Origin of the sequence: Streptomyces sp. CRCS-T-1 (assembly GCF_024442335.1) — a bacterium.
In the GTDB taxonomy this organism is placed as follows: Bacteria; Actinomycetota; Actinomycetes; order Streptomycetales; family Streptomycetaceae; genus Streptomyces; species Streptomyces koelreuteriae.
In genome coordinates, this window is the sequence record NZ_CP101651.1 from 7,714,778 (window position 1) to 7,739,876 (window position 25,099).

Genomic DNA, 25,099 nt, shown 5'->3' on the forward strand with positions numbered 1-25,099 from the left:
AGCGACGAGGGCGGGTGAGGACATGGGAACGCGGGCAACGGCCGCGGTCGCCGCCGCGACGGGCGACGGCACGACACTGACGGCGGAGATCCGGCGTGTCCTGGCCCGAGTCGACGCCCATGCCCTGCGCGGCGCGGACGGGACGGCCGAGGGGCGGGAGGCCCGGGCACCCCTGCCCGAGCCCGCCGAGGGCCCCGGCACCGCCCCCCTCGACGCCCTGGTCGCCTGCTTCGAGCTCACCGCGTTCGAGCGGGACCTCGTCCTCCTCACGGCCGCGCAGGAGCTGGAGCCCACCACCGGCGCCCGGTGCGCCGCCGCGAGTGGTGATCCCGAGCGGGCGTACCCGACCTTCTCGCTCGCCCTCGCCGCCCTCGACGAACCGCACTGGAGCGCGCTGCCGCCCGTGTCGCCGCTGCGCCGCTGGCAGATCGTGGAGCCGGACGACGCCTCGCGCCTGACGACCTCCCGGCTCCGGCTCGACGAACGCATCCTGCACTTCCTGCTCGGCTCGCCCTACCTGGACGCCCGGCTGCACGGCCGGCTGCGCCGCACCCCGGTGCCCGACCGGCTGCCCCCGTCGTACGACCTCGCCGCGAGCCGGGTCGCGGCCGGCTGGACGGACGGCGCCCGGCCCGACGCGCCGCTGCTCGTCGAACTGGTCGGCGGCGACCTGCGCAGCCGCGCCGACATCGCCGCCGCGGCCGCCGCGCGCGCCGGGCTCGGGCTGTACGCGCTGAGCGCGGAGGACATCCCCGTCGACCCCGCCGAGCGCGACCGGTTCGCCCGGCTGTGGCAGCGCGAGGCGATCCTGCTGCCCGCCGCGCTGCTCCTGGAGTTCGGCGAGCCGGACCGGGAGCAGCAGGCGGCCACGGAGGCGTTCCTGGCCGGGGCCGCCGTGCCGGTCGTCGTGTCGAGCACCGACCCGCGCCGCACGGACCGCCCGCACGGCACCCGGGTCGGCGTGCCGCACCTCGACGACGAGGAACAACTCGCCCTGTGGACGGACGCGTTCAGCGACGTCGCCGACCTGGAGAGGACCGAACTGCGGTCCCTGATCGCCCAGTTCCAGCTTCCGCCGCACGTCGTACGGTCCGCCGCCGCCACCGTACGCCGTGAACTGCCCTACGAGGACGAGCTCGACGCCGCCGGTCTGGCCTGGCGCGCCGGTATGGACGAGGCCCGGGTCGGCATGGACGAACTCGGCCGCCGTATCGAACCGCAGGCCGGCTGGAGAGACCTCGTGCTGCACGAGCGGCAGACCGGCGTGCTGCGGGAGATCGTCGCCCATGTGCGGCAGCGTGCCATGGTCCACCAGGAGTGGGGTTTCGCGGCGACCCTGCGCCGGGGCCTGGGTGTCACCGCGCTCTTCGCGGGCGGCTCCGGGACGGGCAAGACCCTGGCCGCCGAGGTGATGGCGAGGGAACTCGGCCTCGACCTGTTCGTCATCGACCTCTCGCAGGTCGTCAGCAAGTACATCGGCGAGACCGAGAAGAACCTCCGCCGCGTCTTCGACGCCGCCGAACGCGGCGGCGCGCTCCTGCTCTTCGACGAGGCCGACGCCCTGTTCGGCAAGCGCAGCGAGGTCAAGGACAGCCACGACCGGTACGCCAACCTCGAGGTCAGCTATCTGCTGATGCGGATGGAGGCCTACCGCGGCCTCGCCATCCTCACCACCAACATGAAGAAGGCCCTGGACAACGCCTTCCTGCGGCGTATCCGCTTCGTCGTCGACTTCCCCTTCCCCGCCGAGCACGAACGCGCCGAGATCTGGCGCCGCGTGCTGCCGCCGCAGGCGCCGGTGAAGGACATCGACCCGCGGCTGCTCGCGCAGCTGACCGTGGCGGGCGGCTCGATCCGCAACATCGCCCTGTCCGGCGCGTTCCTCGCCGCGGAGGAGGGCGAGCCGCTCCAGATGCGGCACATGCTCGCCGGGGCCCGCACCGAATACCTCAAGCTGGAACGCTCCTTGACGCCGACGGAGGTCCGCGGATGGGTGTGAGGCAGACGGGTGGGTCGCAGACGGGTACGACGCCGTCCAGTGGTTCGCGGGACGGTGCTTCGTGGGCTGGCGTTTCGCGGGCCGGTGGTTCGCGGGACGGTGGGGCACCCGCGCCGCGCGAGATCCGCCTGGAGATAGGCGAGCTGGTGCTCGACGGCTTCCGCGCGGACCCCGGCCGGGTCTCGGCCGCCTTCGAGGACGAGCTGACCCGGCTGGTCCGCGAGCGCGGTATGCCCGCCGACGGTCCGTGGACGGCCGACGTCCTGTCCGGCCTGCCCCCGCTGCCCGCCGGCCTGTCCGCCCGGCGCCTCGGGCAGGAACTGGCCCGCGCGGTGCACGAAGGCCTGTGCGGCCGGGGCGAGGTGACGTCATGAGCAACTCCCCGACCCAGGACAGCCGTTCCGAGCAGTCAGCCGAGCAGCGCCGCCGCAAGCGCAAGGAGCGCGCGGCCAGGTCCCGCGCCCCCGAGCCGAAGGACATCGTCAGCGGCGCCGGTCAGCCGCTCGACCCCGGCGTACGACGGGACCTGGAGGAGCGCCTCGGGCACGACCTCGGTCGCGTACGCCTGCACACCGGCCGGGACGCCGGGCAGCTCGCGGACCTGCTCGGCGCGGACGCGGTCGCCGTCGGCCAGGACATCTTCTTCGGCGAGGGTGCGTACCGGCCGGGCACGGACGAGGGCCGCCGTCTGCTCGCCCACGAACTCCTGCACACCGTCCAGAACCCGCACGGCCTCGGCACCCTGCGCGCCGGCCGCGACCTGGGCGCGGTGAGCCTGCCCCAGCAGGCCATCGAACGGGAGGCCGAGTCGGCGGCACAGGACCTGGTACGGGACCCGGAACAAGGCCCGGACACAGCCCCCGACCTCGACCAGGCGCAGGCCACCCCCGGCTGGCTCCGCTACGCGACCGTCGACGCCGACCGCCGCCGCACGGAGCAGCTCGACCCCGCGACCCTCGTCGACCGCATCGCCAACGGCCTCCTGCGTTCGCTGCGCGGCGACCCGGAGGACCGGTCGGGCCGCGTCCGGATCCAGCTGGCCCGGATGGCGCCCGAGGTGCAGGACAGCGTCCTGGACCGGCTGGAACTGCGGCTGCCGGTGCCCGTCGTCGACCGGCTGCTGGAGGGCGTGGAGGAGACGGAACGGTCAGGGCCGCTGCCGATGGACGCGGCGACGGCTCCGGAGGCTGTCCCCGGTGCGGGGGATGAGGTCGAGGAGGAGCGGCAGGCTCGCGAGGACTCCGAGGCCGATCCCGCCCCCGAGCAGGACGTACGGCCGAACGAACCCGGCAAGCCCGGCAAGCCCGGTGGGCAACCGGAGGACGGCCGGGAAGAGGATGCCGAGAAGGGGGACGGAGGATCCGCCTCCGAAGACGCCGACCGGGAGAACGCCCAGGGCGGCGCGGGCGCGGCCGGGCGGCAGCAGGAGGGCTCCGAGGACGAGCAGGAGCGCACGCAGGAACAGCAGGAGGAGAAGGACGCCTCCGGCCGGGACGCCGAGAAGGACGCCGCCGACGAACGCAAGGACGCCTCGGACACCGAACGCGACCAGCAGGACCAGGACAAGCAGGACGAGCGCGACGCCGAGCAGGACGAGGGCGGACCCGAGGACGAGGCCGCCCAGGAGCCCGAGAAGCAGGCCGGCGAGCAGGAGCGGCGCGAGGACGAGGGCACGTCCGAGGCGACCCGCCGCCAGGCCCCCGCCCCGGGCACCGTCGACCGCAGCGGCGCCGAGCCCGGCGAGAAGTCCCGGACCGGCGGGGACACCGCAGCGGCCCGTGCGGTGGGCGACCCCGAGAACGAACAGGACGGCGACGACGAGCCGTTGGGCCTGGACGCGGAACCCGCGCAGGACGACACGGATCGGGAGGCGGGCGACGACACGGCCGGGGCGGCCGGCGCACAGCCCGTGCCCGATGCCGACCTCGTCGGATACACGGACGCGGCGAAGAACCCGAACCTCGTCGAGGAGCGGCGGAAGGGCACGGCCCCGCTGCCCAGCCTCTCGTCCGCCTCCGCAGCCCCGGCGCCGGACGCGGCACCCCAGGAGGCCACGCCCGGCACCACCTCCCAGGACACCGCGGCGCGCTCCGAGGACGACGAAGGCAGCGGGTCCTTCGAGGACCTCCTGAGCGGTACGGCTGACGCGCGGCAGCCCGATGCGTCCGGAGCCGGCGGCGCCCTCGGTACGGCGTCTCCCGCTGCGGCCTCGACGGCCGACACCGCCGGGACGGACCGGGACCGGAAGCAGTCGGACCAACGCAAGGAGGACGCCGAGGCCGCACGGCGTGACGAGGAGGCCAGGGCCTCGGACGCCGCGGCGACCGGTGCGGCTGCTGGGCCCGGTGAGACCGCCGCGCCCGACCAGTTGGCCAAGTCGGGCGAGGACGCTCGTACACAGGGTGCCGCCGCACCGTCGGGTACCGGGGCGGAGAAGGACGGCGCGGGCGAGGCCGCCCAGAGCGCCCGGAAGCCGGAAGCCGGTGCCCCGGACCGCAGTGGCGGGAAGGAGGCGGACTCCGGAGCGGACAAGGGCAAGGACAAGCAGGCCGACAAGGCCGAGGAGCGCACGCCGACCGGCGGACGCGACACCGCCGGGGACCAGGGGACCACGGCCCCCGCACCCGACACGTCCCCCGGTGGGCAGGAGACCTCCGAAGGCACGGGTCCGGCCACCACACCCGGCCCGGCCGGCGGCCCGGACAAGGTCTCCACACCGGGACCCGCGAGTGCGCCGAAACTGGCGCCGGGCAACGGCCCGTCGCCCATGGCCGCGGGGCCGCAGCCCAAGACCAATACCTCCAAGGCCGCGGAGTCCGCGGCCACCTCCGCCGGATCGTCCGGCGGCTCCACGGGCTCGCGCTCCCGCCCGACGGGCAGCAAGCGCCAGGCGGCACGAAAGGCCGCGAAGACCGCGTCCCGCCGGGGCGGCGGTGGAAGCGGAGGCGGCGGTCGCAAGTCCCCGGCCCCCGCGCCCGTCCGCTCCGGCGGCCGCCCCACCGCATCCGGCGGGTCCAAGGCCAGCGCCAAGGCCAAGAAGGAGACCCCGCCCCCGGACGTCTCCAACGCGACCCCCGAGTCCGGTCTGTCGACGGCCGCGGGGCTCAAGCCGCACCAGGCCCTGGAGACGCTCAAGGGCGTCGGCAGTGCCGTCGGCCGCTCGGTGGACAAGGAACGCACCTCCCTGCGCAAGGCGCCGCCGAAGATGCAGCGCCCCTCCGGCTCCCCGCGCACGGTCCCCGGCGGCCCCCGTGCGGCGGCCCCGGGCACGTACACGAACGCCAAGGTCGCGCGTACGGACGCGGCGCAGGGCAAGACGCCCGAGATCAAGGGCGAGCAGAAGCCGGAAGGCGACGTCCCGGGCGCGAACGTGCCGGAGCCGAGCTGGTGGGACATCGCCGTCACCATCGGAGCCCAGCTCTTCGGCAAGCTGCTGAAGGAGATCCTCCCGCTCGACGACCTGATCGACTCCATCCTCGGGCTGCCGACCCAGGACGAGGGGCTGAAGAACGCCCGCGTGGGCGACGCCCCGAGGCTTCCGCTGGAGAACGACTCGGACCCGCAGCGCACCGACGACCAGGGCCGAAAGCTCGACGAGCGGAAGAACGAACTGCACCAGTCGGGACGTGACGACGCGGCCCGCCCGATGGGCGAGGACCAGATCTATCCCGATGTGCCCAAGGAGACCCTGACCGGCAAGGTGGCCGGTGGGAAGAAGTCCGCGAAGGGCGGCGGCGGGCGGTCGGTGTCCGGCGGCGGTGTGCCGATCGAGTCCGCCTCCGCGGTCGCCGAGCACGACCGGGGCCCGCAGATCCAGGCGGGCTTCTCCCGGGGCCGGGACAAGATGGGCCAGGAGCGGCAGGCCAAGGACAAGAAGGCGGCGGACGACCGCAAGCAGCACGACCAGGACCTCCAGAAGGAGGTCACGGCCAGCGGCAAGAAGCAGTCCGACGCCCGCGACAAGGGCCGTTCCGACATCGCCGACTCCCGGGACCGGTGGCGCGGGGAGCAGGACGTCAAGGTCTCGGAGATCGACGGCAAGAAGGGCAAGAAGTACGACAAGGTCCGCGACGACATCAAGAAGAAGGAGGAGGACACCGACAAGGACGTCGACAAGCGGACCGAGGACGACAACAAGAAGATCGACGACGAGCAGACCAACGCCGAGAAGGAGGCGGAGAAGAAGCAGGAGGACGGCAAGGACGACGCCGACAACTGGCTCGAAGAGGCCATCGAGAAGCTCAAGGAGTTCTTCGAGAAGCTCAAGAACGCCATCAAGAGCGTCTTCGAGAAGGCCCGTCAGGTCGTCACCGACCTCATCGACAAGTTCAAGCAGCAGGTCTTCAAGCTCATCGACGACGCCCGCAACTGGGTCATCGACCAGATCAACACCTTCGCCGACGCGCTGATCGCCCTCGGCGACGAGCTCCTCGCCGACTACCCGGCGATGCGCGACAAGTGGCGCAACACCATCGACGGCGCGCGCGACTGGGCGGTACAGAAGGTCAACGAGTTCGCCGACGCGCTCAAGGAGGTCGCCGGGAAGCTCCTCGACGGCCTGTGCGGCGCGCTCCTGGCCGGCCTCGACGCGCTGGAGGGCGGCCTGCTGGCCGCGGTCGACATCGCCGAGACGGTCACCGTCGGCGCGCTGGAGTTCGGTGCCGCCGCGGTCGCCGCGCTCGGTGAGTGGGCGGCCATCTTCAACGACATCGTCTCCGACCCGGGCGACTGGATCGGCAAGGCCGGTGCCGCCGCGGAGACGGGCGCCAAGGAACACCTCTTCGAGGAGATCAAGACCGCGGTCAGGGCCTGGTTCAACCAGAAGGTCCAGGAGATCATCGGCATCCCGATGGAGGACTTCCAGGAGCTGGTCTCCGGCGGCGTCACCGTCGAGCAGATGGCGCAGATGGCCTGGGACGAGGCCCTTCCCCAACTCCCCGTCATCATCGGCGTGATGGTCGTCGAGAAGGTCGTCGCCAAGCTCATCCCCGGCGCCGGCTGGGTCATGGCGATCATCGACGCCCTGCAGACCGCCTGGGGGGCGCTCAGCGAGATCCTCGCCGCGTTCGGCCTGTTCATGGACTTCCTGAAGTCGGTCATGAGCGGCAACGGCGCGCTGCCCTTCGCCAAGGCGGTCGCGGCGGGGGTCGTGGCGCTGCTGGAGCTGGTCTACGAGTTCCTCATCGAGGGCGTCGGCCGCTTCATGGGCAAGGTGGCCGAGCGGCTGGGCGACATGCTCAAGAACCTCCGCACGAAGAAGCACAAGCCGGGCCCCTCCGACGCCCCGTCCTCACCGGACGCCCCCACCAAGCCCAAGGACGACCGCACCCCGTCCCCGGACCGCCCCGCCGACCGCACGGACGACACCCCCACCCGCCCCTCGCCCCCACGCAAGCCGTCCCCGGCCCAGACCTCCCGCCCCCCGTCAAAGCCCCGCCCCGGCAAACGCCCCACCCCCGAAAAGAAGCGACGCCCGGCCCACACCACCCGCCCCAAGAAGCGCCGCGACGACGACGAACGCCGCGACGAGGGCCGCGAGGTGAACACGGCCCGCAAGCGCATACGCGACGCGGACCGCCGCCTGAAGGACGACGCCAGGGACAACCGCCGCGCCACCCCGACCCGCCGGGGGCCGGCCCGCGACACCGTGCGCCCCGACCGCCGCCGCGACGCGAACGACCGCGACCGTGACCGCGACCCCAAGGACCCGCGTGCGAGCGACCGTCGCACCGACGACCGGAGACGGGACGACGACCGCAGGAACGACCGGCGACGGGACGACGGCCGCCGCCGTGACGACGACCAGCGCCGCGACACCGACAAGCGTCGTGACACCGACAAGCGTCGTGACACCGACAAGCGTCGTGACACCGACAAGGACCGCCCTCGCCGTCGCCCGCTCCGCCGTGCCCGCCAGACCGTCAAGTCGGCGGTCAACAGGGCCCGCCGGGCAGGCCGCAAGCTCTACGGCAAGGCCCGCCGCACCGTCGGCAGCCGCCTGAACGACCGGCTCCGGAAGCTGCGGGACCAGTGGCGGCGCCGGAACGACCGGTCCAAGGACCGCACCGAGGACCGCACCAACCGTGACCGCGATCGCCGGAATCGCGACGACCGCAAGCCGGAGGACACGACCTGGGAGCAGACCATGCCCAGGGTGTACTTCCGCAACCTCGACGGAGAGTCGCACACCCTGATGTTCCGGGGGCGGGGACCGGCCTCCCAGATGGTGGTGCGGAGCCAGACGGACCCCGTCACCGACTACCTCGACGAATGGCAGTGGGAGGCTGATCAGCTCGCGGCATACCCCGACCGCCATACTCGCCAGGTGGAGGCCATCCGCTCCGCTCGTGCCCAGCACGTCAGGGCCGAACAGGTCAAGCGGAGGCTGCCGCCCCGAGGCACCACGACCCGCACCGGGGAGCTCGAGTACCGGGCGCTGCGGGGTGCGTTGAACAGGCTCGCCCGTTTGCTGGAACTGCGTGAGATCGACCCGAGCAGGCCGCCGCTCCTCCCCATGGTCCTGCCGCCGTACACCGACGGTGTGCGCGGCCATGGATTCCAGGCCACCGGCATCAACAAGACCATCAAGAGCCACAAGGGCGAGAAGCCGCTCGGCAATCCCAAGATCCCGCTCGGCTGGGACCTGGTGCCCGCGAATCTCAGGAAAGACACGGCCTGGGTGCGTATGCACCTCTTCACCGAGAAATTCGGAGGGAAGGCCACCGGCTCGAACCTCGTCCCCGCTCCTGGTACGCCGGTGAACAGCAGATTCGCCTACCGAATCGAGTTGCCCGCCTACAAAGCGATCGCCAAGGACCCCAGCATCGCGATGATTTGGTTCAACTACGACGTCGGTTTCTACAGCGGCGCGGACGAGTACTTCCCCAAGAAGATCTCCATGGCCTGGGGTAAGTACGCGCCCGCAGGCAACACCTGGCGTAAACAGCCGGCCGAGGGCGCCTACACGCGCGACAACATTCAGCGTCCGAACGCCCTTGATTCCAGGTTCGACATCAATGGAAAGGGTCCCGACTCCATCAGGACCAAATTCGGCGTCAGCCGGGCCTTCGCGCAGGCGCTGCGTGACCAGTCGCCCTACCGCGACATCTACCAGCTGATCGTGCGGATGAAGGCGTACAAGACGCGCCTGAACGCCACATCGCCCGGCAAGCTCAGGAACTTCGACAGCGAGCTCAAGGCCGTCGTCGCCAAGAAGAACGACATTCGCTTCACTTAGGAATCAAGGGACCATGGCGCGCTATACGGAACAGGAACTCAGGTACCTCCGGCTCCTGGACGAACTGCAGGAGACCGACGGAGTGGACATCCGCTACGAAGAGAGGGGAGAGATCGAGGAACTCACGGGTGAGGCACCGGAGGCCTTCGATCTCATCGAGGAGTGGCAGGGCGTCCGCTTCGCGCCGGAACTCCAGCGGGCCTTTCTCCGGTTCGACGGGATCTCGTCCCACTGGACGCTCGCCAAGGGCGGATCGACCCTCCACGGTGAGTTCTCGTTGCGTCATCTTCCCGCTGCCCTGTTCGCCACAGGTGAGACGCTCATCCACGATGATCTCCCCGCCGATGTGCGCGCCCTCTACGAGGAGTTCCGGGTGTTCGACGAACAGCCGAGGACCGGAGCCGGCACGCTCGCCGCACTGCGGGTCCCGTCCGTGGTGACCGGGAGCATCTCACCCGAGGTCTGGTACTACGACAGTTCCGACGGGGCGCTGCTGGACATCGACTACGCCCAGTACCTGGACGCACTGCTTGTCACCAAGGGCACGTTCGGCTGGCAGTACCTGTACGCCGACGTCGACCTGGGGGAGAGCGGCCTCGGGAGCGTCGCGGACGATCTGCGCACCATGCTGGACGTCTTCCCGGATGTTTTCCCCGGCCACGACTACTCCGACCTGCGCGCCCGTCTGGAGGCCCGCCTGTGACCCGCTACGCCGACATCCCCAAACCCATCCGCTCCGGCATCGTCGTGGTCAACCCCGACACCGGCACCCCCCAACGCATCATCGTGCTGCAGTTCAACCCGGACACCCTGGAACGCAGCGTGAGCCCCCAGTCGGCCGGTGACAGTGGGGACGCCGGAGGCGGAGGGACGGGAAGCGGTGACAGGAATGAGGCCTTGCGGCTGAAGGGCCCCGCTCAGGAGACCTGGAAGTTCACCGCAGAGATCGACGCGACGGATCAGTTCGAGGTCGCGGCGCCCGACGGGATTCATCCTCAGCTCGCGACGCTGGAGATGCTCGTGCAGCCGACCACCGCGCAACTGCGGGCCGCGAGCAAGCTGTCGCAGAAGGGGGCCATCGAGATCAGTCCGATCGAGATGCCGCTGACGCTGTTCACGTGGGGGAGCAAGCGGGTCATGCCCGTGCGGTTGACGGAGTTGTCCGTGAACGAGTCCGCCTTCGACGTGAATCTCAATCCCATCCGCGCCTCCCTCAGCATCGGCATGAAGATCCTCACCGTCAGCGATCTGCCGGCCGGGCACCGCGGCGCCGATCTCTACCTCGCGCACCTCGCGCAGAAGGAGCGGCTGGCCGCGGCGGCGAGGGGCGGCAGCCTCGGCGCGCTGGGGCTCGGCGGCGGACTCGGGGCAGCGGCGAGCGCATCGATCAGGAGGGGCTGAGCCACACCATGGCCGACATCGAACCGTACGAGAGCGCCCTGGACGCCATACCCGGCGCTCATCCGTATCCGCGCACCAGCCGGTACCACGACGCCGAGATCGGGGTGCACCGCCGCCCCGACGGAACCGAAGTCCGGTACACCAAGCGGCGGTTGCTGCCGCCTCTCGACGACGCCGGCCACCAGGAGGCCCAGCCTCATGTCGTCGGCGCGGGGGAGCGGCCCGACCTGCTCGCCCAGCGGTACTTCGGCGACCCCGGGCAGTGGTGGCAGATCGCCGACGCCAACCCCGTACTCGATCCACGGGAGTTGACCGACGAGGCCGGGCGGATCATCGGCATACCGACCGCCGGCGGCTTCCCGCAGGGGGACCGGCGTGTTTGACCTGCCCGTGGGGCAGGGCCCCGTGCACATCACCCTCCTCATGGGGCCCAAGCTCGCCCGCCCCGTGCCCGCCGAGGTCACCGAGGCCCTGCTCTCCGCGCAGATCACCGCCACCGCGGGCGAGCGCAGCGGGTTCCAGCTCGCGTTCGACCTCACCAAGAACGGCATCATCAGCCGCCGGCTGCTGCCCGAGGGGTTCTTCGACCCGAAGACCCGGCTGATCGTCACCGTCAGCGTGCGCGGCACGGCCGCCGTGCTCTTCGACGGGCTCGTCGTACGGCAGGAGGTCGGCGCCAGCAACCGGCCCGGCCACTCCACCCTCACCGTCACCGGCGAGGACCTCACCCTGCTGATGGACCTGGAGGAGCGCACCGCTCGCTACCCCAACCTGCCGCCCTCCGAGCGGGCCCTGGCCATCCTGCGCCGCTACTCCGACTACGGCATCCGGCCCGACGTCTACACCGAGAAGGTCGCCCAGCCCCCGCACCAGGACCTGCGCGTGCACTACCAGACCGGCACCGACCTCCAGTACGTCACCGAGCTCGCCCGCGCCAACGGCTACACCTTCTACCTGGAGCCCGGGCCCAACCCCGGTCAGTCGTCCGCCCGTTGGGGCCCCGAGGTCCGGCTCGGCATCCGCCAGCACGCCCTCAACGTCAACATGGACGCCCAATCCACCGTCGACCAGCTGACGTTCGCCTACGACGGGACGGCCAGGGAAGAGCCGCAGGCCCGCTGGCAGGACCCCGGCACCCGGCAGTCCACGCTGCTGCCGCAGCCGCCGATCAGCCCGCTGCGCCCGCCCCTCGGCAGGCGCCCCACCCCGGCCCTGAAGCGCAAGACGCTGTCCGGCACCGCCAAGCAGCAGCGCGAGCAGGCCGAGGCCGAACTGCTCGCCCGCGCGGCCGTCTCCGCCGACGTCGTCTCCGGTTCCGGCTCCCTCGACGTCAACCGGCACGGCTACATCCTCCAGCCCCGCCAACTCGTCGGCGTACGGGGCGCCGGGCGCGCCTACGACGGCGACTACTACGTCAAGTCCGTCACGCACAACCTGCGGCCGGGCTCGTACCAGCAGAACTTCACCCTCTCCCGGGAGGGGCTCGAAGCCCGCAGCGACTACGTCCGGCCGTAACCCCACACACGCAACCGCCCCCACGACCATCCTCCAGGAGCATCCCCACCATGGCGGCACCCAGCAATCGCTACCTCGGCAAATTCCGCGGCCGGGTCGTCGACAACAACGACCCGCTGCGCATCGGCCGCGTCACCGTCGAGGTCCCGGACGTGCTCGGCGACGAGCCGTCGACCTGGGCGCTGCCCTGCCTGCCCTTCACCGGGCCGGAGTCCGGGCAGTTCGTGGTGCCGCCGCCCGGCGCGGGCGTGTGGGTGGAGTTCGAGCAGGGCGATCCCAGCTTCCCGGTGTGGACGGGCTGCTGGTACGGCGCCGCCGAGGAGCTGCCGCCCGACGCGCGCCGCGAGCTTCAGGCGAACTCGCCGAGCAAGCCGGTCGTCGTGCAGACACCGCAGGCCCACAAGCTCGTCATGATCGACACGCCCGGCGCCGAGCAGGGGATCCTCCTCCAGGCCCAGGGCGGCGCCTACATCCGCATCACCAAAGAGGCCGTGGTCATCGCGACCGGCGCGGGCGCCGAGGTCGTGCTGCGCGGCCGTGAAGTGACGATCAACGAGGGCCAGTTGACCGTGCTCTCGAAGCGATAGACGACGGGGGACCCAGCAAGTGACAGGAACGAACAGAAGGCTTCTCGACGCCGGCACCGTGCTCGGCTGCCCGCACGGCGGGCGGGTCACCGCGGCCACCCCGCCCTCCGGCGGAGTCCGGGTCGCGGGCGCCGCCGTCGCCACGGCCGCGCACTCCTACGTGGTCACCGGCTGCCCGCACACCGTCCACCGGGTGCCCTCGCCGTGCGTCACGGTCCGCTGGACCGCCGACACCACCGGCATCACGGTCGACGGCGCGCCCGTGCTGCTCGACACCTCCGCGGCCCAGTGCTTCAGCGCGGCCTTCGTCCCGCAGGGGCCGCCCGTCGTCCAAGGCGCGCAGCGAAAGGTCACCGTCCGATGAACCCCACCAGTCGGGCCGCGAGGCCCCGTTCCGACATCGCGTTCCCCTTCCGCGCCGACCGCCGCGGCCGCACCGCGCACGCCGGGCACGGCGAGCACGTCCACGATCTGATCGAGCAGCTGCTGTTCACCAGCCCCGGCGAACGCGTGATGCGCCCCGACTTCGGCTGCGGACTTCTCGACCTGGTGTTCGCGCCCAACAGCCCCGAGCTGATCAGCACGCTCGAACTGTCCGTGCAGGCCGCGCTGCAGCGCTGGCTCGGCGACCTCATCGAGGTCACGGCTCTCGACATCGACAGCGAGGGCGGTGAGGACGGCGTCGTCCGCGTGTACCTGTCGTACGCCGTCCGGGCCACCGGCGCCCGGCGCGACGACGTCTTCGAAGGGAGGGCCGCCGCATGACGACCGGCGCCACAACATCCCGCCGCGGCAAGGTGAGGGCCGCACAGCTCAACGGCGTCGACACCGTCGAGACCGGCGACGACGGCCTGCTGCTCACCGTCACCTTCCTAGGCAAGGCCCCGCACGGCCTGTGCCCCGAGAACGTCCGCATCGACGGCGGCCGTCGTGTCACGGACATCACCGCCGTGGACGTCAGTGTCGAGCGCGAGGAGGACCCGGAGCTCGACGACCGGCTCTACGTCACCCTCGACCGGGCCGGAGACACCTCCCGCTACCGCCTCTCCCTCGTCGAGACCGACCCCTACGGACGGCCCGGCACCGAGCCGTACCGCGGCTTCGACCAGCGCTACCACAGCGCCACGTTCACCTTCCGGCCCGACTGCCCCACCCCCTTCGACTGCGAGGGCGAGCACCGGCCGGAGCCGGACTTCCCCGCCGCGCCCGTCATCGACTACACGGCCCGCGACTACGAGACCATCCGCAAGCTGCTCCTGGACCGGCTCGCGCTCACCACCCCCGACTGGGCCGAGCGCAACCCCGCCGACCTGGGCATGACCCTCGTCGAACTCCTCGCCCACACCGGCGACCAGATCAGCTACCACCAGGACGCGGTCGCCACCGAGGCCTACCTCGACACCGCCCGCCGCCGGGTCTCCGTACGCCGTCACGTCAAGCTCATCGACTACGCGATGCACGACGGCTGCAACGCCCGCGCCTACGTCACCGTCCGGACCGCGCAGGACCGGACGCTCGCCCCGGGCACCTTCCGCTTCGCCTCCGTCGACGTACGCAGCCTCGACCCGCACGACCGCCCCGAACCGGGCACGGTGATCGACGAGGCCGACCTCGGAGACCTCGACGAGCGCGGCTCGGTGGAGGTCTTCGAACCGGTCGTCGCCACCGACCCGCTGGAGCTGCGGGTCGCGCACAACGCCATCCGGCTGTGGACCTGGGGCGGCGAGGTGTGCACCCTGCCGCGGGGCGCCACCGCCGCCACGCTGAGGGACGCGTGGGTGGATCCGGAGACCTGCCGCGAGCGCCGGCTGGCCCTGAGGCCGGGCGACGTGCTCGTCCTGGAGGAGGTGAAGGGCCCGCGCACCGGCACCCCCGGTGACGCCGACCCCGCCCACCGCCAGGCCGTCCGGATCACCTCCGTCACCCCCGGCCTCGACCGGATAGAGGACCAGCCGGTCCTGGAGATCACCTGGGCCACCGAGGACGCGCTGCGCTTCCCGCTCTGCCTCAGCACCCGCGGCGGACGCGACTGCCTGCCCGTCGAGGAGGTCACCCTCGCCCGCGGCAATGTCGTCCTCGCCGACCACGGACGGACGCTGACCGGCCTGCCCGAGACGGTCACCGTGCCGCCCGTGCCCGCCGTGACCGCCCCCTGCGACCCTCCCGCCTTCGGCTGCCACGACACCGAGGAGGGCAACGCCCCCGCACGGCTGATCAACGCCCTGACGGACAGGGCCGAGTCGGGCCGGGCCCTCGTAGCCGACGACGTCCGCGAACTCTTCGACGTCGTAGGGGAGGCCGCGACCAACCGCGCCGGACTCGGCCTGGAGAGTGCCGGGCAACGCCACGAACAGGTCGTGCCCGGCACCGCCTACGCCCAGGCCGCCACCCTGCGCACCCTGCTCGCCCAGTCCGTCTACCCGGGCATCGCGCCCCGCTTCCGCCCGGTCCTCGGCCGTACGCCCGTCACCCAGGCGGTGCCCTTCCCCGACCCCGGCACCGTCGCCGCCGGACAGGCCGAGCGGATCGCGGCGATACCGGGCCGGGTGCGGCAGCGGCTCGTCGAGCTGTGGCGCAGCGCCCGCGACCGGGACGGACTCGGCAAGGAGGAGATCGCCGAACTCGCCGTGATCTACGGCCTGAACGTGCTGGAGCGGTTCGAACTGCACCGCCACCCGGTCCGTGCCCTGCGCGAACTGCTCTACCGCAGCGACCAGTTGCTCGACACCAAGCTGCGCCGCGTCGAGGTCCTCGCCGCCCGCGCCCGGGCGGGAACCGTCCTCGACGGGCACATCGCCTGGGAGATCGCCCACGCATGGGGCCCGGCCTACGCGAGCGGACTTCACCCGGAGGAGACGGTGCTGCGCGGCTCGGCGACCGCCGCCCTCGCCCAGGACCCGCGCCGGGCCCTGCCCGCCGTACGCCCGCACGACGGGGACCGGACCTGGGAGCCGCGCCGCGACCTGCTCGACAGCGGTCCGCGCGAGCGGCACTTCGTCGGCGAACTGGAGGACGACGGACGCCTCGCCCTGCGCTTCGGCGACGGCCGGCACGGCGCGAAGCCCACGCCCGGCTCCCGCCTGGAACTGCGCTACCGGCTCGGCGGAGGCACGGCCGGCAATGTCGGCGCCGAGGCCATCAACCACCTGGTCGTACAGGGCGACTGCGAGGCGCCTGCCGCCGTCGTGCGCAACCCGCTGCCCGCCACCGGCGGCACCCGGCCCGAACCCGTCGAGCAGGTACGCCAGCTGGCCCCGCTCGACCTGCGCCGCACCCGGCTGCGCGCGGTCACCGCCGAGGACTACGCCGCCCTCGCCGGCGCCCTGCCGGGCGTGCAGCGGGCGGCGGCCGAGATCCGCTGGACCGGCAGCGTCCAGGAAGCACACATCGCGATCGACGCCCACAGCACCGCCGACCCGTCGCCGGGCCTGCTCGACTCGGTCGCCCAGGCCCTGGAGACGTACCGGCGCATCGGCCACGACCTCGTCGTGGAGCCCGCCCGACTGGTGCCGCTCGACATCGCGCTGAGCGTCTGCGCCGCGCCGGGGCACCAGCACGGGCAGATCCTGGCCGAGCTGTACCGCGTGCTGGGCAGCGGACGGCTGCCCGGCGGACGGCTCGGCTTCTTCCACCCCGACGCGCTGACCTTCGGCGAACCGGTCCGGCTCAGCCGCCTGGTCGCCGTCGCCGCGGCCGTGCCCGGGGTGGAGAGCGTCGAGGTCACCCGGCTGCGCCGACTGTCCGAACAGGACCGAGGAGAGAGGGAGGACGGCGTGCTGCGGCTCGGCCCGCTGGAGATCGCCACCTGCGACAACGACCCGGACCGGCCGGAGAACGGCCTGCTGGCGATATCTCTGGGAGGTGCCCGATGACGGACCCGCACCCGGCCCCCGCGACCGAAGTCCCCGCGACCGACGACTGCGGCTGCGGCGGCGCCTGCCGCGGCGGCCACGACGAGCGCCTCGCGCCGACGCCGCCGCACAACCCGCCCGGCCGCACCGCGCTGGACTACCGCGTCGGCGAGTACGGCTCCTTTCTGGCCGCCCTGCTCGACCGGCTCGCCTCGCCCGCGTACCCGGCGCTGAACCGCCTCACCGTCCGCACCCCGGACGACCCGGCGATCGGCCTGCTCGACGCCACGGCCGTCCTCGGCGACCTGCTCACCTTCCACTCCGAGCGGATCGCCGACGAGGCCTACCTCCGCACCGCCGACGAGCACCGCTCCCTGGTGCTGCTCGGCCGGCTCGTCGGGCACCGTCCGCGTCCCGGTGTCGCCGCCGCCACGTACCTGGCGTACACCCTCGAACGCGACCCGCGCGCCGAGGCGCAGAACGTGCTGATCCCGCGCGGCGCGCGCAGCCACAGCGTGCCGGCCTCCGCCGATGAGGCGTCGCTGACGTTCGAGACCGCACGGGATCTGACGGCCCGCTGGGACTTCAACGAGCTGAAGGTCCGTCGCCGCCGTCCCTCGCTGCTCACGCCGCAGGACCTCGAGAAGCGCTCGGAGCTGTTCGTCGAGGGCACGGGGCTCTCTCTTCAGACCGGCGATCAGTTGCTGTTCGTCTTCGGGGAAGGGGCCGGGGGTGCGCGCAAGCTGCTGCCCGTGGCGAAGACGCGGGTCGACCGGGACGACGAGATCACGGCGGTCTCGTTGCCGAAGTCGGCGCCGGCGACCCTGAGGGAACTGGTCGACGAAGTACGGCGATGGACGGCTGTGCCGGCCCAGCCGGGTGAGCCGGGGGAGGAGCCGCCCACGCCGGAGGTTCCCCACCCGCGGCCGGTCAGCCGGCTGATCGAGGACTTCGAGGATCAGGTCCTCGAACCGCTGCGTGACGATCTGGACGAGGTCAAGACGCCCGAGCGGCTTGCGGCTCGCCTTGCCGAACCTCTGGCCCGGCTCGGTGAGGCGCAGGTGCTGGCCGCTCCGTATGAGGACGTGGCGGCTTGGTTCGAGCGGTTGGAGGCGGTGCTCGCGGAACTCGCCGAGCGGGCCATGGAGTTGGCGCCTGCCCAGACGGATGCGGGTGGTCGGCCGTCTGGGCTGGTCGCGCAGTTCCCCGCGCCCCTGGAGGATGATGGGCGCGCCGCTGCTTTGGAGGCCCTGGGCGTTGTACTTCCCGCGCTGCGCGCCACCGCCCCCGCACCCCGGGGTGTCACCGGTCGGCAGCTCCCGGGTACTGACACCGCACGTCTCCTCTCCGCCCTCAACCCCGGCCTCGGCAGCCTCTACCCGGCCTGGCGTACGGCCGCCGCCCCCGGTACGCCGCAGCTTCTGCGTGAGCTGCTCGCCCTGCGCGTCACCGCGGCTCCCTTCGGAGCCACGGCCCCGCTGAAGCCGGTCCAGGACGATCGCGGCCGGGTCATCCGCACGGCCGACTGGCCGCTCACCGGCGCGGTGCTGGCGACCATGCGGGTCGTCTTCGACACGGCGGGCAAGTCCCCGGTGCGGGCCGAGTTCCAGTACGTCGAGGGCAGCAGCTCCGACCAGCGATCCGAGAACCTGCCCGTCGCCCAGCCCGTCACCTTCACGCTCGGCCCCGGCCAGGTCGAACTGTCCGTGCGTTCCGGCCAGGACCGCGACCTGAGCTGGCTGAACCGCCGTCCGGCCGACTCCCAGGAGCCCGGTGTCACGGCCCGCTACCTCTCCGCCCTGCCCGAGCGCACGCTCTTCGTGTCCCGGCCCGACGACGAGGGCCTGGTCCACGTCGGAGTCCACAACGGCACCTCCGAGCAGATCGCCCTGCGGCCGGGCGCCAGTGAGCAGTTCACGCACGGCGATCACGAGGTCAGCCTCACGTACACGGTGGGCAGCGCCGAGCCCCATGTCGAGGTCGTGATCGCCAGCAAGCCGGAGCCCGTCAACCGCCGCACGCTCCAGCTGGACACCGTGCACGAGGGCATCACCGTCGGCAGCTGGGTGGCGATCCAGCGGCCCGCCAAGGGAGCCGAGGGCGGAGTGCCCGGCGATCCGAAGCTGGCGTTCGTCACCACCCAGGTGGTGGCAGCGCGTACGGCCGCGTACACCAACTACGGCATCACCGGGCGCGGCACCGAACTCACCCTCGCCGACCCCTGGCTGGACGAGTTCGACGTGCTGCTGTCGCACATCCGCGACACCACCGTGCACGCGGCCGGGGAGCGTCTGCGTCTCGCCGACGAGCCCCTCGGCGAGGACGTGCACGGCAACGAGATCGAACTCGCCGAGCTGTACGAGGGGTTGCGGCCCGGGCGCACGCTGATGGTGACCGGCGAGCGCAGTGACCTCCCGGGCACGGCCGGCGTCAAGGCCACCGAGGTGGTCACCGTCGCCGCCGCCGACCCGGCGGTCGATCCTCGGCTCCCCGGCGATCACGTCCACACCCGGCTGACCCTCACCGCGGATCTCGCCCACCGCTACCGCCGTGAGAGCGTCCGCATCCTCGGCAACGTCGTCGAGGCCACCCACGGCGAGAGCCGCGAGGAGGCCATCGGCAGCGGCGACTCGGACCGCGTCAACCAGACCTTCGCGCTCTGGCAGTCCCCGCTGACCTGGCTCGCCGACGACAACCCCCTCGGCGCGACCCCGGTGCTGGAACTGCGTGTCGACGGCGTGCTGTGGCACGAGGTCGACAGCCTCGCCGGGCGCGGCCCGACCGAGCGGGTCTACATCAGCGGTGCCACGGCCGACGGCCGGACGACCGTGACCTTCGGCGACGGTGTGCACGGCGCCCGGCTGCCCTCCGGCCACGAGAACGTCCGCGCCCGCTACCGCTTCGGCACGGGCAGGGCCGCCAACGTGCCCGCGGACCGGGTCACCCAGCCCCTCACCCGGCCGCTGGGCGTCACCGCGGTCACCAACCCGCGTCCGGCCACCGGCGGCGCCGACGCCGACGGCCCCGGCCTGACCCGCCGTACGGTCCCGCTGGCCGTCTCGGCGCTGGACCGGCTGGTGTCCGAGTCCGACTACGAGGACTTCGCCCGCTCCCGCGCCGGAATCGGCCGGGCCTCGGCACGCGAACTCTTCGACGGGCGGCGGCGCGTGCTGCATGTGACGGTGGCGGGCACGGACGACGTGCCCATCGCCCCCGACTCGGACACCCTGCGCGCCCTGCGCGGCGCCCTCACCGAGTACGGCGACCCCAACCTGCCGGTCCGCGTGGACGGCCGGGAACTGGTCCTGCTGCTGATCGCCGCCCGGGTGAAGGTGGCCCCCGACCACGCCTGGCACCAGGTCGAGCCGCGTCTGCGGCAGGCCCTGCTGAACCGGCTCGGCTTCGAGGGCCGGGAGCTGGGCAGGCCCGCCCGCCTCTCCGAGGTCCTGGTCACCGCCCACACCGTGCCCGGCGTCGACTACGTGGACGTCGACGTCTTCACCGGCGTGCCCGCCTCCGCGACCCCGGAGGAACTCACCGAGCTGCTCACCCGGCCCGGCCCGCCCAAGGCGTCCGTCCCGGCGCACGCGGCGACGTACGACGAGAAGATCCACACGGTCCGCGCCGAGAACGGCGAGACGCTGTCGGAGATCTGCGCGAAGTACGGCGTCCCGCTCGCCGAACTGCTGCGCCTCAACCCCGACATCACCGACACCCGGCGCCTGCCCAAGGGCCGGTCGGTGTACGTCTTCCGCGGTATCCGCCCGGCCCAGCTCGCGCTGCTGTCGCCTCGCGCCGCGGACACCCTGATTCTGACGGAGGTCAAGTGATGTCCCCGGACACCCATTTGGAGACCCCGGCCCCGGTGGTGCCCAGGGAGCCGGACGGGCTCGCCGACCTGCTGCCCCGCTGGCACCGGCTGCGCGACGCCGAGGAGGGCGAGCCGCTGCGCGCGCTGCTCGCCGTGATCGCCGAGCAGCTCGACCGCGTCCGCGACGGCGTCCAGCAGGGCTACGAGGACCTGTTCGTGGAGACGGCTGCCCCCTGGGTGCTGCCGTACCTGGGCAACCTCGTCGGCTACCGCACCCTGCCCGGCTACGAACGCGTCCTCACCACCGGCCTGCACGACGGCGGCCGGGCCGCCCTCGCCGAGGCCGTCGCCCCGCGCCGGGACGTGGCCGCCACGGTCGCGAGCCGCCGCCGCAAGGGCACCCTGCACCTGCTGGAGGAACTGTCCGAGCAGGTCGCGGCCTGGCCCGCGCGCGCCGTGGAACTGTCCCGGCAGGTGGCCCACACCCAGCCGGTGAAGCTGTACGGCACCGGCACTCACCGGGGCGAGCGGGGACGGCTGACCGATCTGCGCGACGGCGCCGAACTCGCCCTCGGCGGCGGCCCGTTCGCGAGCAGCGCCCGTACGGCCGACGTCCGCCGCGCCGAGTCACGCCATCGGCAGGGCGGCTGGACCCCGGCCGGAGTCGCCCTGTTCGTATGGCGGCTGAAGGCGTACGCGCTGACCCGGACCCCGGCCTACTGCATCGACCGGGCCCGCAACCTCTACACCTTCTCGATCCTCGGGAACGACACCCCGCTGGTCACCAAGCCGTTCCCGGAGCCCTCGCCGACGCACATCGCGACTGTCGACAACGTGCCGGCGTTCGTCACCCGCCGTCTCCTGCACGACCGGCTGCTCGACTACTACGGCCCCGGCAAGAGCTTCGTCATCCGGCGCGACGGCGAGGACAACCCCGTACCGCCGTCGGACATCGTGGTCGCCGACCTGTCGGACTGGCGCTACCGGCCCAAGCGCGGCCAGGTCGCCGTCGACCCCGAGCTGGGCCGTATCGCCTTCGGCTCGCGCTCCGCGCCCCGGCAGGGCGTATGGGTGGACTACCACTACGCGTTCGCGGCCGACATGGGCGGCGGTGAGTACGAACGCGACCGTGAGCCGCGCCCCGACGCGGAGTTCTACCGGGTCGGGCCCGGACAGCCGTACCGGCAGATCATGGACGCCTACCGGGCCTGGCAGCACGACCGCCGGGCCGGACGTACCGGACCCGACGGCATCATCGAGATCACGCACAGCGGCGCCTACCAGGAGCAGCTGGACTTCGACCTCGACCCGGGCGACCGGCTCGAAGTGCGGGCGGCGGAGGGCACACGCCCCGTGATCCGCCTGCTCGACTGGTACAGCAACCGCCCCGACGCGCTCAACATCCGCGCGGTGTCCGAGGACTGCGCCCCGCACGAGCGGCCCCGTGTCGTCCTCGACGGACTGCTCGTCGCCGGACGCGGCATCAACGTCACCGGCGCGATGGGCGCCGTCGTCGTACGGCACAGCACGCTCGTGCCCGGCTGGTCCCTGGAGCCCGAGTGCGATCCGCACTCGCCGGAGGAGCCGAGCATCGTCCTGGACCGCACCACCGCCTGCCTCCAGATCGAGCACAGCGTCCTCGGCACCATCGAGGTCATCGGCGACGAGGTGGGCGAGGACCCCCTCGACATCCACATCCGGGACAGCGTCCTCGACGCCACCGCCGACGACCGCGAGGCCCTGTCCGCCCCGGACTGCCGCCACGCCCACGCCGTGCTGCACCTGCACCGCACCACCGTCATCGGCGAGATCCACACACACGCCGTGAAGATCGCCGAGAACAGCGTCTTCACGGGCCGGCTCCACGTGGCCCGGCGCGGCATCGGCTGCGTGCGCTACTCCCGCGTCCCCAGCGGCTCACGCACCCCGCGCCGCCACCGCTGCACGGACGCCAAGCCGTCCTTCACGTCCCAGCGCTACGGGACGCCCTGGTACGCGCTGTTGTCCGACCGATGCCCCGAGGAGATCCGGCGCGGCGCCGACGACGGCGCCGAGATGGGCGCCTTCCACGACCTGTACCGGCCGCAGCGCGAGGACGGCCTCAGGGCCCGGCTCGCCGAGTACACGCCGGCCGGCACCGACGCCGGGATCTTCTTCGTGACGTGAGCCGCAGCGGCGCCGACCGAGCCGCACCGCCACCGACTTCGTGAACCCGCACCTCTGAACCCGAGGGGACACCCTTCATGCACGCAGATCTCTCCCGCTCCACGTTCCGTCCGGAGCGGCACTACTCGGCGGTCGTCGCCCAGCAGGGCCGCGTCCAGCTCGACGCCGACCTCAACGAGCAGACCGCGATCCAGCTCCACCAGACCCGCAGCCTCGCCGCCGACCTGATCGGACCGCACGGCGGGCCCCGCGACGCCGCCGGCTTCCGCATCGAGTACGTGGGCGGCAAGCACGAGATCGACACCCTCCTCGTCCACGGCGGCCGCTACTACGTCGACGGCATCCTGTGCGACGCCGACCGCCCGGCGGCCGGGGTGCCCGTCACCGACGAGGACAGCGAGGAGTCCGCGCCGGAGCCGCCCGCGCAGTGGACCTACTGGGACCAGCCCGACGCCTTCCGCGACCCGGAGAAGCCCGGCGACCGGCTGCCCTCGCCCGCCCAGACGCCGTTCCTCGTCTACCTGAACGTGTGGGAGCGCTCGGTCAACGCGGCCGAGGACCCCGCGCTGCGCGAGGTCGCCCTCGGAGCCGCCATGCCCGACACCGCCGCCCGCCTCAAGGTCGTCTGGCAGGTACTGCCGCTGTCCCTCACTCAGCTGGAGATCGAGGAGACCGACCCGTCCAAGGAGGTCGTCCGGGCCGCCTTCACCCGCTGGGCGCAGCGGCAGTCGGCCCCCTCGGCCCGGCTCGCCGCCCGTAGCGAGCGGCCCGGCCACGCGGACGAGGACCCGTGCCTGGTCAAGCCGGACGCCCGCTACCGGGGCCCGGAGAACCAGCTGTATCGGGTGGAGGTCCACGCGGGCGGCGAGGCGGAGGACGCCACCTTCAAGTGGTCCCGCGAGAACGGCTCCGTCGTCTTCCCCGTCGACGAACTCGACGGCACCTGGGTGCAGTTGGCGTCCCTCGGTCACGACGACAAGCTGGACCTGGACGTCGGCGACCACGTGGAGTTCACCGACACCGCCTACGCCTCCCGTCTGGAGCCCCTGCCGCTGCTGCGTGTCGAGGAACTGGACCTGCCCGGCCGCCGCGTCCGCCTCTCGGCCGAACCCGACCCGGGCGTCGGACGACTCGCGCATCTGAACCCGTACCTGCGCCGCTGGGACCACCGCGGCGGGCCGAAGCGCAAGGGCCGCAGCACCGACCTGCGCGGCGGCGCGATCCCCGTCACCGAGGGCGAGTGGCTGCCCCTGGAGGACGGCGTCGAGGTGTACTTCGCCAAGGGCGGCACCTACCGCACCGGCGACCACTGGACCGTGCCCGCCCGCACCGCCACCGGCGGCGTCGAATGGCCCCTCGACCCGGCCCGCCGCCCGCTGCTGCGGGGACCGGCCGGCATCGCCCGGCACTTCGCCCCCCTGGCCCTGATCAAGGGCGAGGGCAGCGCGGTCGATCTGCGCCTGGCGTTCGGCCCGCTGGCGAGCGGCATGCCGGCCGCCGACGAGGCGACGCTCGCCGCGGAGGAACAGGCCCGCCGCGAGGAGCTGGCCGCCGAGGACCCCTCACAGGGGAGGTCCCAGACCACAGCGGAGGCGGAAGCCGCCGTCGAAGGAGAGAACTGATGGCCAAGCCGCTCAGCGCGTCGAAGCTGGTGGAGATCCTGCGGGCCGAGGGCGTGACCGTCCACGAGGTCCGCAGCTGGCGCACCCACAACCGCAACAGCAAGGGCCCCTGGGGCCCGGTGAACGGCGTGATGATCCACCACACCGTCACCTCCGGCACCGCCTCCTCAGTCGACACCTGCTACGACGGCTACTCGAGCCTGCCCGGCCCGCTGTGCCACGGCGTCATCGACAAGAAGGGCCATGTGCACCTGGTCGGCAACGGCCGGGCCAACCACGCCGGTCTCGGCGACGGCGATGTCCTGCGCGCCGTGATCAACGAGTCGAAGCTGCCGGGCGACAACGAGGCCGACAGCGACGGCAACCGGCACTTCTACGGCTTCGAGTGCATCAACCTCGGCAACGGCAAGGACCCGTGGCCCGAGGCGCAGAAGGAGGCCATCGAGAAGGTGTCGGCGGCGATCTGCCGCCACCACGGCTGGTCCGAGCGCTCCGTCATCGGCCACAAGGAGTGGCAGCCGGGCAAGGTGGACCCGCGCGGCTTCACCATGGACGGCATGCGCAAGCGCATCTCCGACCGGCTGAAGGGCGCCGGGGGCAGCACCAAGCCGGACCCGGATCCCGAGCCCGCGCCCAAGCCGTCCTACGAGCCGTTCCCGGGCGCCGCGTTCTTCCACGTCGGGCAGCGCTCCCCGATCATCACGGCGATGGGCCGCCGCCTGGTCGCCGAGGGCTGCAGCCGCTATGAGGAGGGCCCGAGCCCCGACTGGTCCGAGGCCGACCGCCGGTCCTACGCGCTCTGGCAGCAGAAGCAGAACTTCTCCGGCAAGGACGCCGACGGCATCCCCGGCAAGGTCACCTGGGACCGGCTGAAGGTGCCCCGGTCCGGGAAGTGAGAGCGTGCGCCCCT

At 72.6% G+C, this 25,099-nt stretch carries 15 protein-coding genes; all 15 read left to right on the forward strand.

From position 1 onward, the window contains the following. The first annotated feature begins 22 nt into the window (after positions 1–22). Positions 23–1,999: an ATP-binding protein gene (locus tag NNW99_RS34945; protein WP_215123166.1), complete on the forward strand. Its 1,977-nt coding sequence runs from the start codon at positions 23–25 to the stop codon at positions 1,997–1,999. Beyond that, positions 1,990–2,373, forward strand: coding sequence for a hypothetical protein (locus NNW99_RS34950; protein ID WP_251058011.1), 384 nt, complete (start codon positions 1,990–1,992; stop codon positions 2,371–2,373). Before NNW99_RS34945 ends, NNW99_RS34950 begins: the two co-directional genes overlap by 10 nt. Continuing rightward, complete coding sequence (locus tag NNW99_RS34955; RefSeq protein ID WP_215123167.1) at positions 2,370–9,236, forward strand: DUF4157 domain-containing protein; 6,867 nt, start codon at positions 2,370–2,372, stop codon at positions 9,234–9,236. Before NNW99_RS34950 ends, NNW99_RS34955 begins: the two co-directional genes overlap by 4 nt. A gap of 13 nt (positions 9,237–9,249) precedes the next feature. Next, a complete protein-coding gene (locus NNW99_RS34960) occupies positions 9,250–9,939 on the forward strand; it encodes a hypothetical protein (RefSeq protein WP_215123168.1) in 690 nt (229 codons plus the stop codon). Then, positions 9,936–10,637 (forward strand): hypothetical protein, encoded by a 702-nt coding sequence (locus tag NNW99_RS34965; protein ID WP_215123169.1) that lies wholly within the window; start codon positions 9,936–9,938, stop codon positions 10,635–10,637. Before NNW99_RS34960 ends, NNW99_RS34965 begins: the two co-directional genes overlap by 4 nt. Positions 10,638–10,645: 8 nt before the next feature. Next, positions 10,646–11,020, forward strand: a complete 375-nt coding sequence (locus NNW99_RS34970) for a hypothetical protein (protein WP_215123170.1) — start codon at positions 10,646–10,648, stop codon at positions 11,018–11,020. After that, positions 11,013–12,152: a hypothetical protein gene (locus tag NNW99_RS34975; protein ID WP_215123171.1), complete on the forward strand. Its 1,140-nt coding sequence runs from the start codon at positions 11,013–11,015 to the stop codon at positions 12,150–12,152. The genes NNW99_RS34970 and NNW99_RS34975 overlap by 8 nt, the downstream gene beginning before the upstream one ends. 50 nt (positions 12,153–12,202) lie before the next feature. Continuing rightward, positions 12,203–12,739, forward strand: a complete 537-nt coding sequence (locus NNW99_RS34980) for a phage baseplate assembly protein V (RefSeq protein WP_215123172.1) — start codon at positions 12,203–12,205, stop codon at positions 12,737–12,739. 19 nt (positions 12,740–12,758) lie between these two features. Next, complete coding sequence (locus NNW99_RS34985; RefSeq protein WP_215123173.1) at positions 12,759–13,103, forward strand: hypothetical protein; 345 nt, start codon at positions 12,759–12,761, stop codon at positions 13,101–13,103. Continuing rightward, positions 13,100–13,504: a GPW/gp25 family protein gene (locus tag NNW99_RS34990; RefSeq protein WP_215123174.1), complete on the forward strand. Its 405-nt coding sequence runs from the start codon at positions 13,100–13,102 to the stop codon at positions 13,502–13,504. Before NNW99_RS34985 ends, NNW99_RS34990 begins: the two co-directional genes overlap by 4 nt. Then, entirely contained in the window at positions 13,501–16,611 is a 3,111-nt protein-coding gene (locus tag NNW99_RS34995; RefSeq protein ID WP_215123175.1) for a putative baseplate assembly protein, read from the forward strand. Before NNW99_RS34990 ends, NNW99_RS34995 begins: the two co-directional genes overlap by 4 nt. Then, positions 16,608–20,420: a putative baseplate assembly protein gene (locus NNW99_RS35000; RefSeq protein ID WP_215123176.1), complete on the forward strand. Its 3,813-nt coding sequence runs from the start codon at positions 16,608–16,610 to the stop codon at positions 20,418–20,420. Before NNW99_RS34995 ends, NNW99_RS35000 begins: the two co-directional genes overlap by 4 nt. Further along, a complete protein-coding gene (locus NNW99_RS35005; RefSeq protein WP_215123177.1) occupies positions 20,420–22,567 on the forward strand; it encodes a hypothetical protein in 2,148 nt (715 codons plus the stop codon). The genes NNW99_RS35000 and NNW99_RS35005 overlap by 1 nt, the downstream gene beginning before the upstream one ends. A gap of 77 nt (positions 22,568–22,644) precedes the next feature. Further along, positions 22,645–24,189 (forward strand): DUF6519 domain-containing protein, encoded by a 1,545-nt coding sequence (locus tag NNW99_RS35010; protein ID WP_215123178.1) that lies wholly within the window; start codon positions 22,645–22,647, stop codon positions 24,187–24,189. Continuing rightward, positions 24,189–25,085: a peptidoglycan-binding protein gene (locus NNW99_RS35015; RefSeq protein WP_215123179.1), complete on the forward strand. Its 897-nt coding sequence runs from the start codon at positions 24,189–24,191 to the stop codon at positions 25,083–25,085. Before NNW99_RS35010 ends, NNW99_RS35015 begins: the two co-directional genes overlap by 1 nt. The last annotated feature ends 14 nt before the right edge of the window (positions 25,086–25,099 follow it).

What these genes read in the sequence shown, in the direction of transcription:
- NNW99_RS35000 (WP_215123176.1), top strand. Translation starts at nt 16,608, where the DNA reads ATGACGGACCCGCACCCGGCCCCCGCGACCGAAGTCCCCGCGACCGAC.
- NNW99_RS34980 (WP_215123172.1), top strand. Translation starts at nt 12,203, where the DNA reads ATGGCGGCACCCAGCAATCGCTACCTCGGCAAATTCCGCGGCCGGGTC.
- NNW99_RS35010 (WP_215123178.1), top strand. Translation starts at nt 22,645, where the DNA reads ATGCACGCAGATCTCTCCCGCTCCACGTTCCGTCCGGAGCGGCACTAC.
- NNW99_RS34955 (WP_215123167.1), top strand. Translation starts at nt 2,370, where the DNA reads ATGAGCAACTCCCCGACCCAGGACAGCCGTTCCGAGCAGTCAGCCGAG.
- NNW99_RS34995 (WP_215123175.1), top strand. Translation starts at nt 13,501, where the DNA reads ATGACGACCGGCGCCACAACATCCCGCCGCGGCAAGGTGAGGGCCGCA.
- NNW99_RS35005 (WP_215123177.1), top strand. Translation starts at nt 20,420, where the DNA reads ATGTCCCCGGACACCCATTTGGAGACCCCGGCCCCGGTGGTGCCCAGG.
- NNW99_RS34970 (WP_215123170.1), top strand. Translation starts at nt 10,646, where the DNA reads ATGGCCGACATCGAACCGTACGAGAGCGCCCTGGACGCCATACCCGGC.
- NNW99_RS34950 (WP_251058011.1), top strand. Translation starts at nt 1,990, where the DNA reads ATGGGTGTGAGGCAGACGGGTGGGTCGCAGACGGGTACGACGCCGTCC.
- NNW99_RS34990 (WP_215123174.1), top strand. Translation starts at nt 13,100, where the DNA reads ATGAACCCCACCAGTCGGGCCGCGAGGCCCCGTTCCGACATCGCGTTC.
- NNW99_RS34960 (WP_215123168.1), top strand. Translation starts at nt 9,250, where the DNA reads ATGGCGCGCTATACGGAACAGGAACTCAGGTACCTCCGGCTCCTGGAC.
- NNW99_RS35015 (WP_215123179.1), top strand. Translation starts at nt 24,189, where the DNA reads ATGGCCAAGCCGCTCAGCGCGTCGAAGCTGGTGGAGATCCTGCGGGCC.
- NNW99_RS34945 (WP_215123166.1), top strand. Translation starts at nt 23, where the DNA reads ATGGGAACGCGGGCAACGGCCGCGGTCGCCGCCGCGACGGGCGACGGC.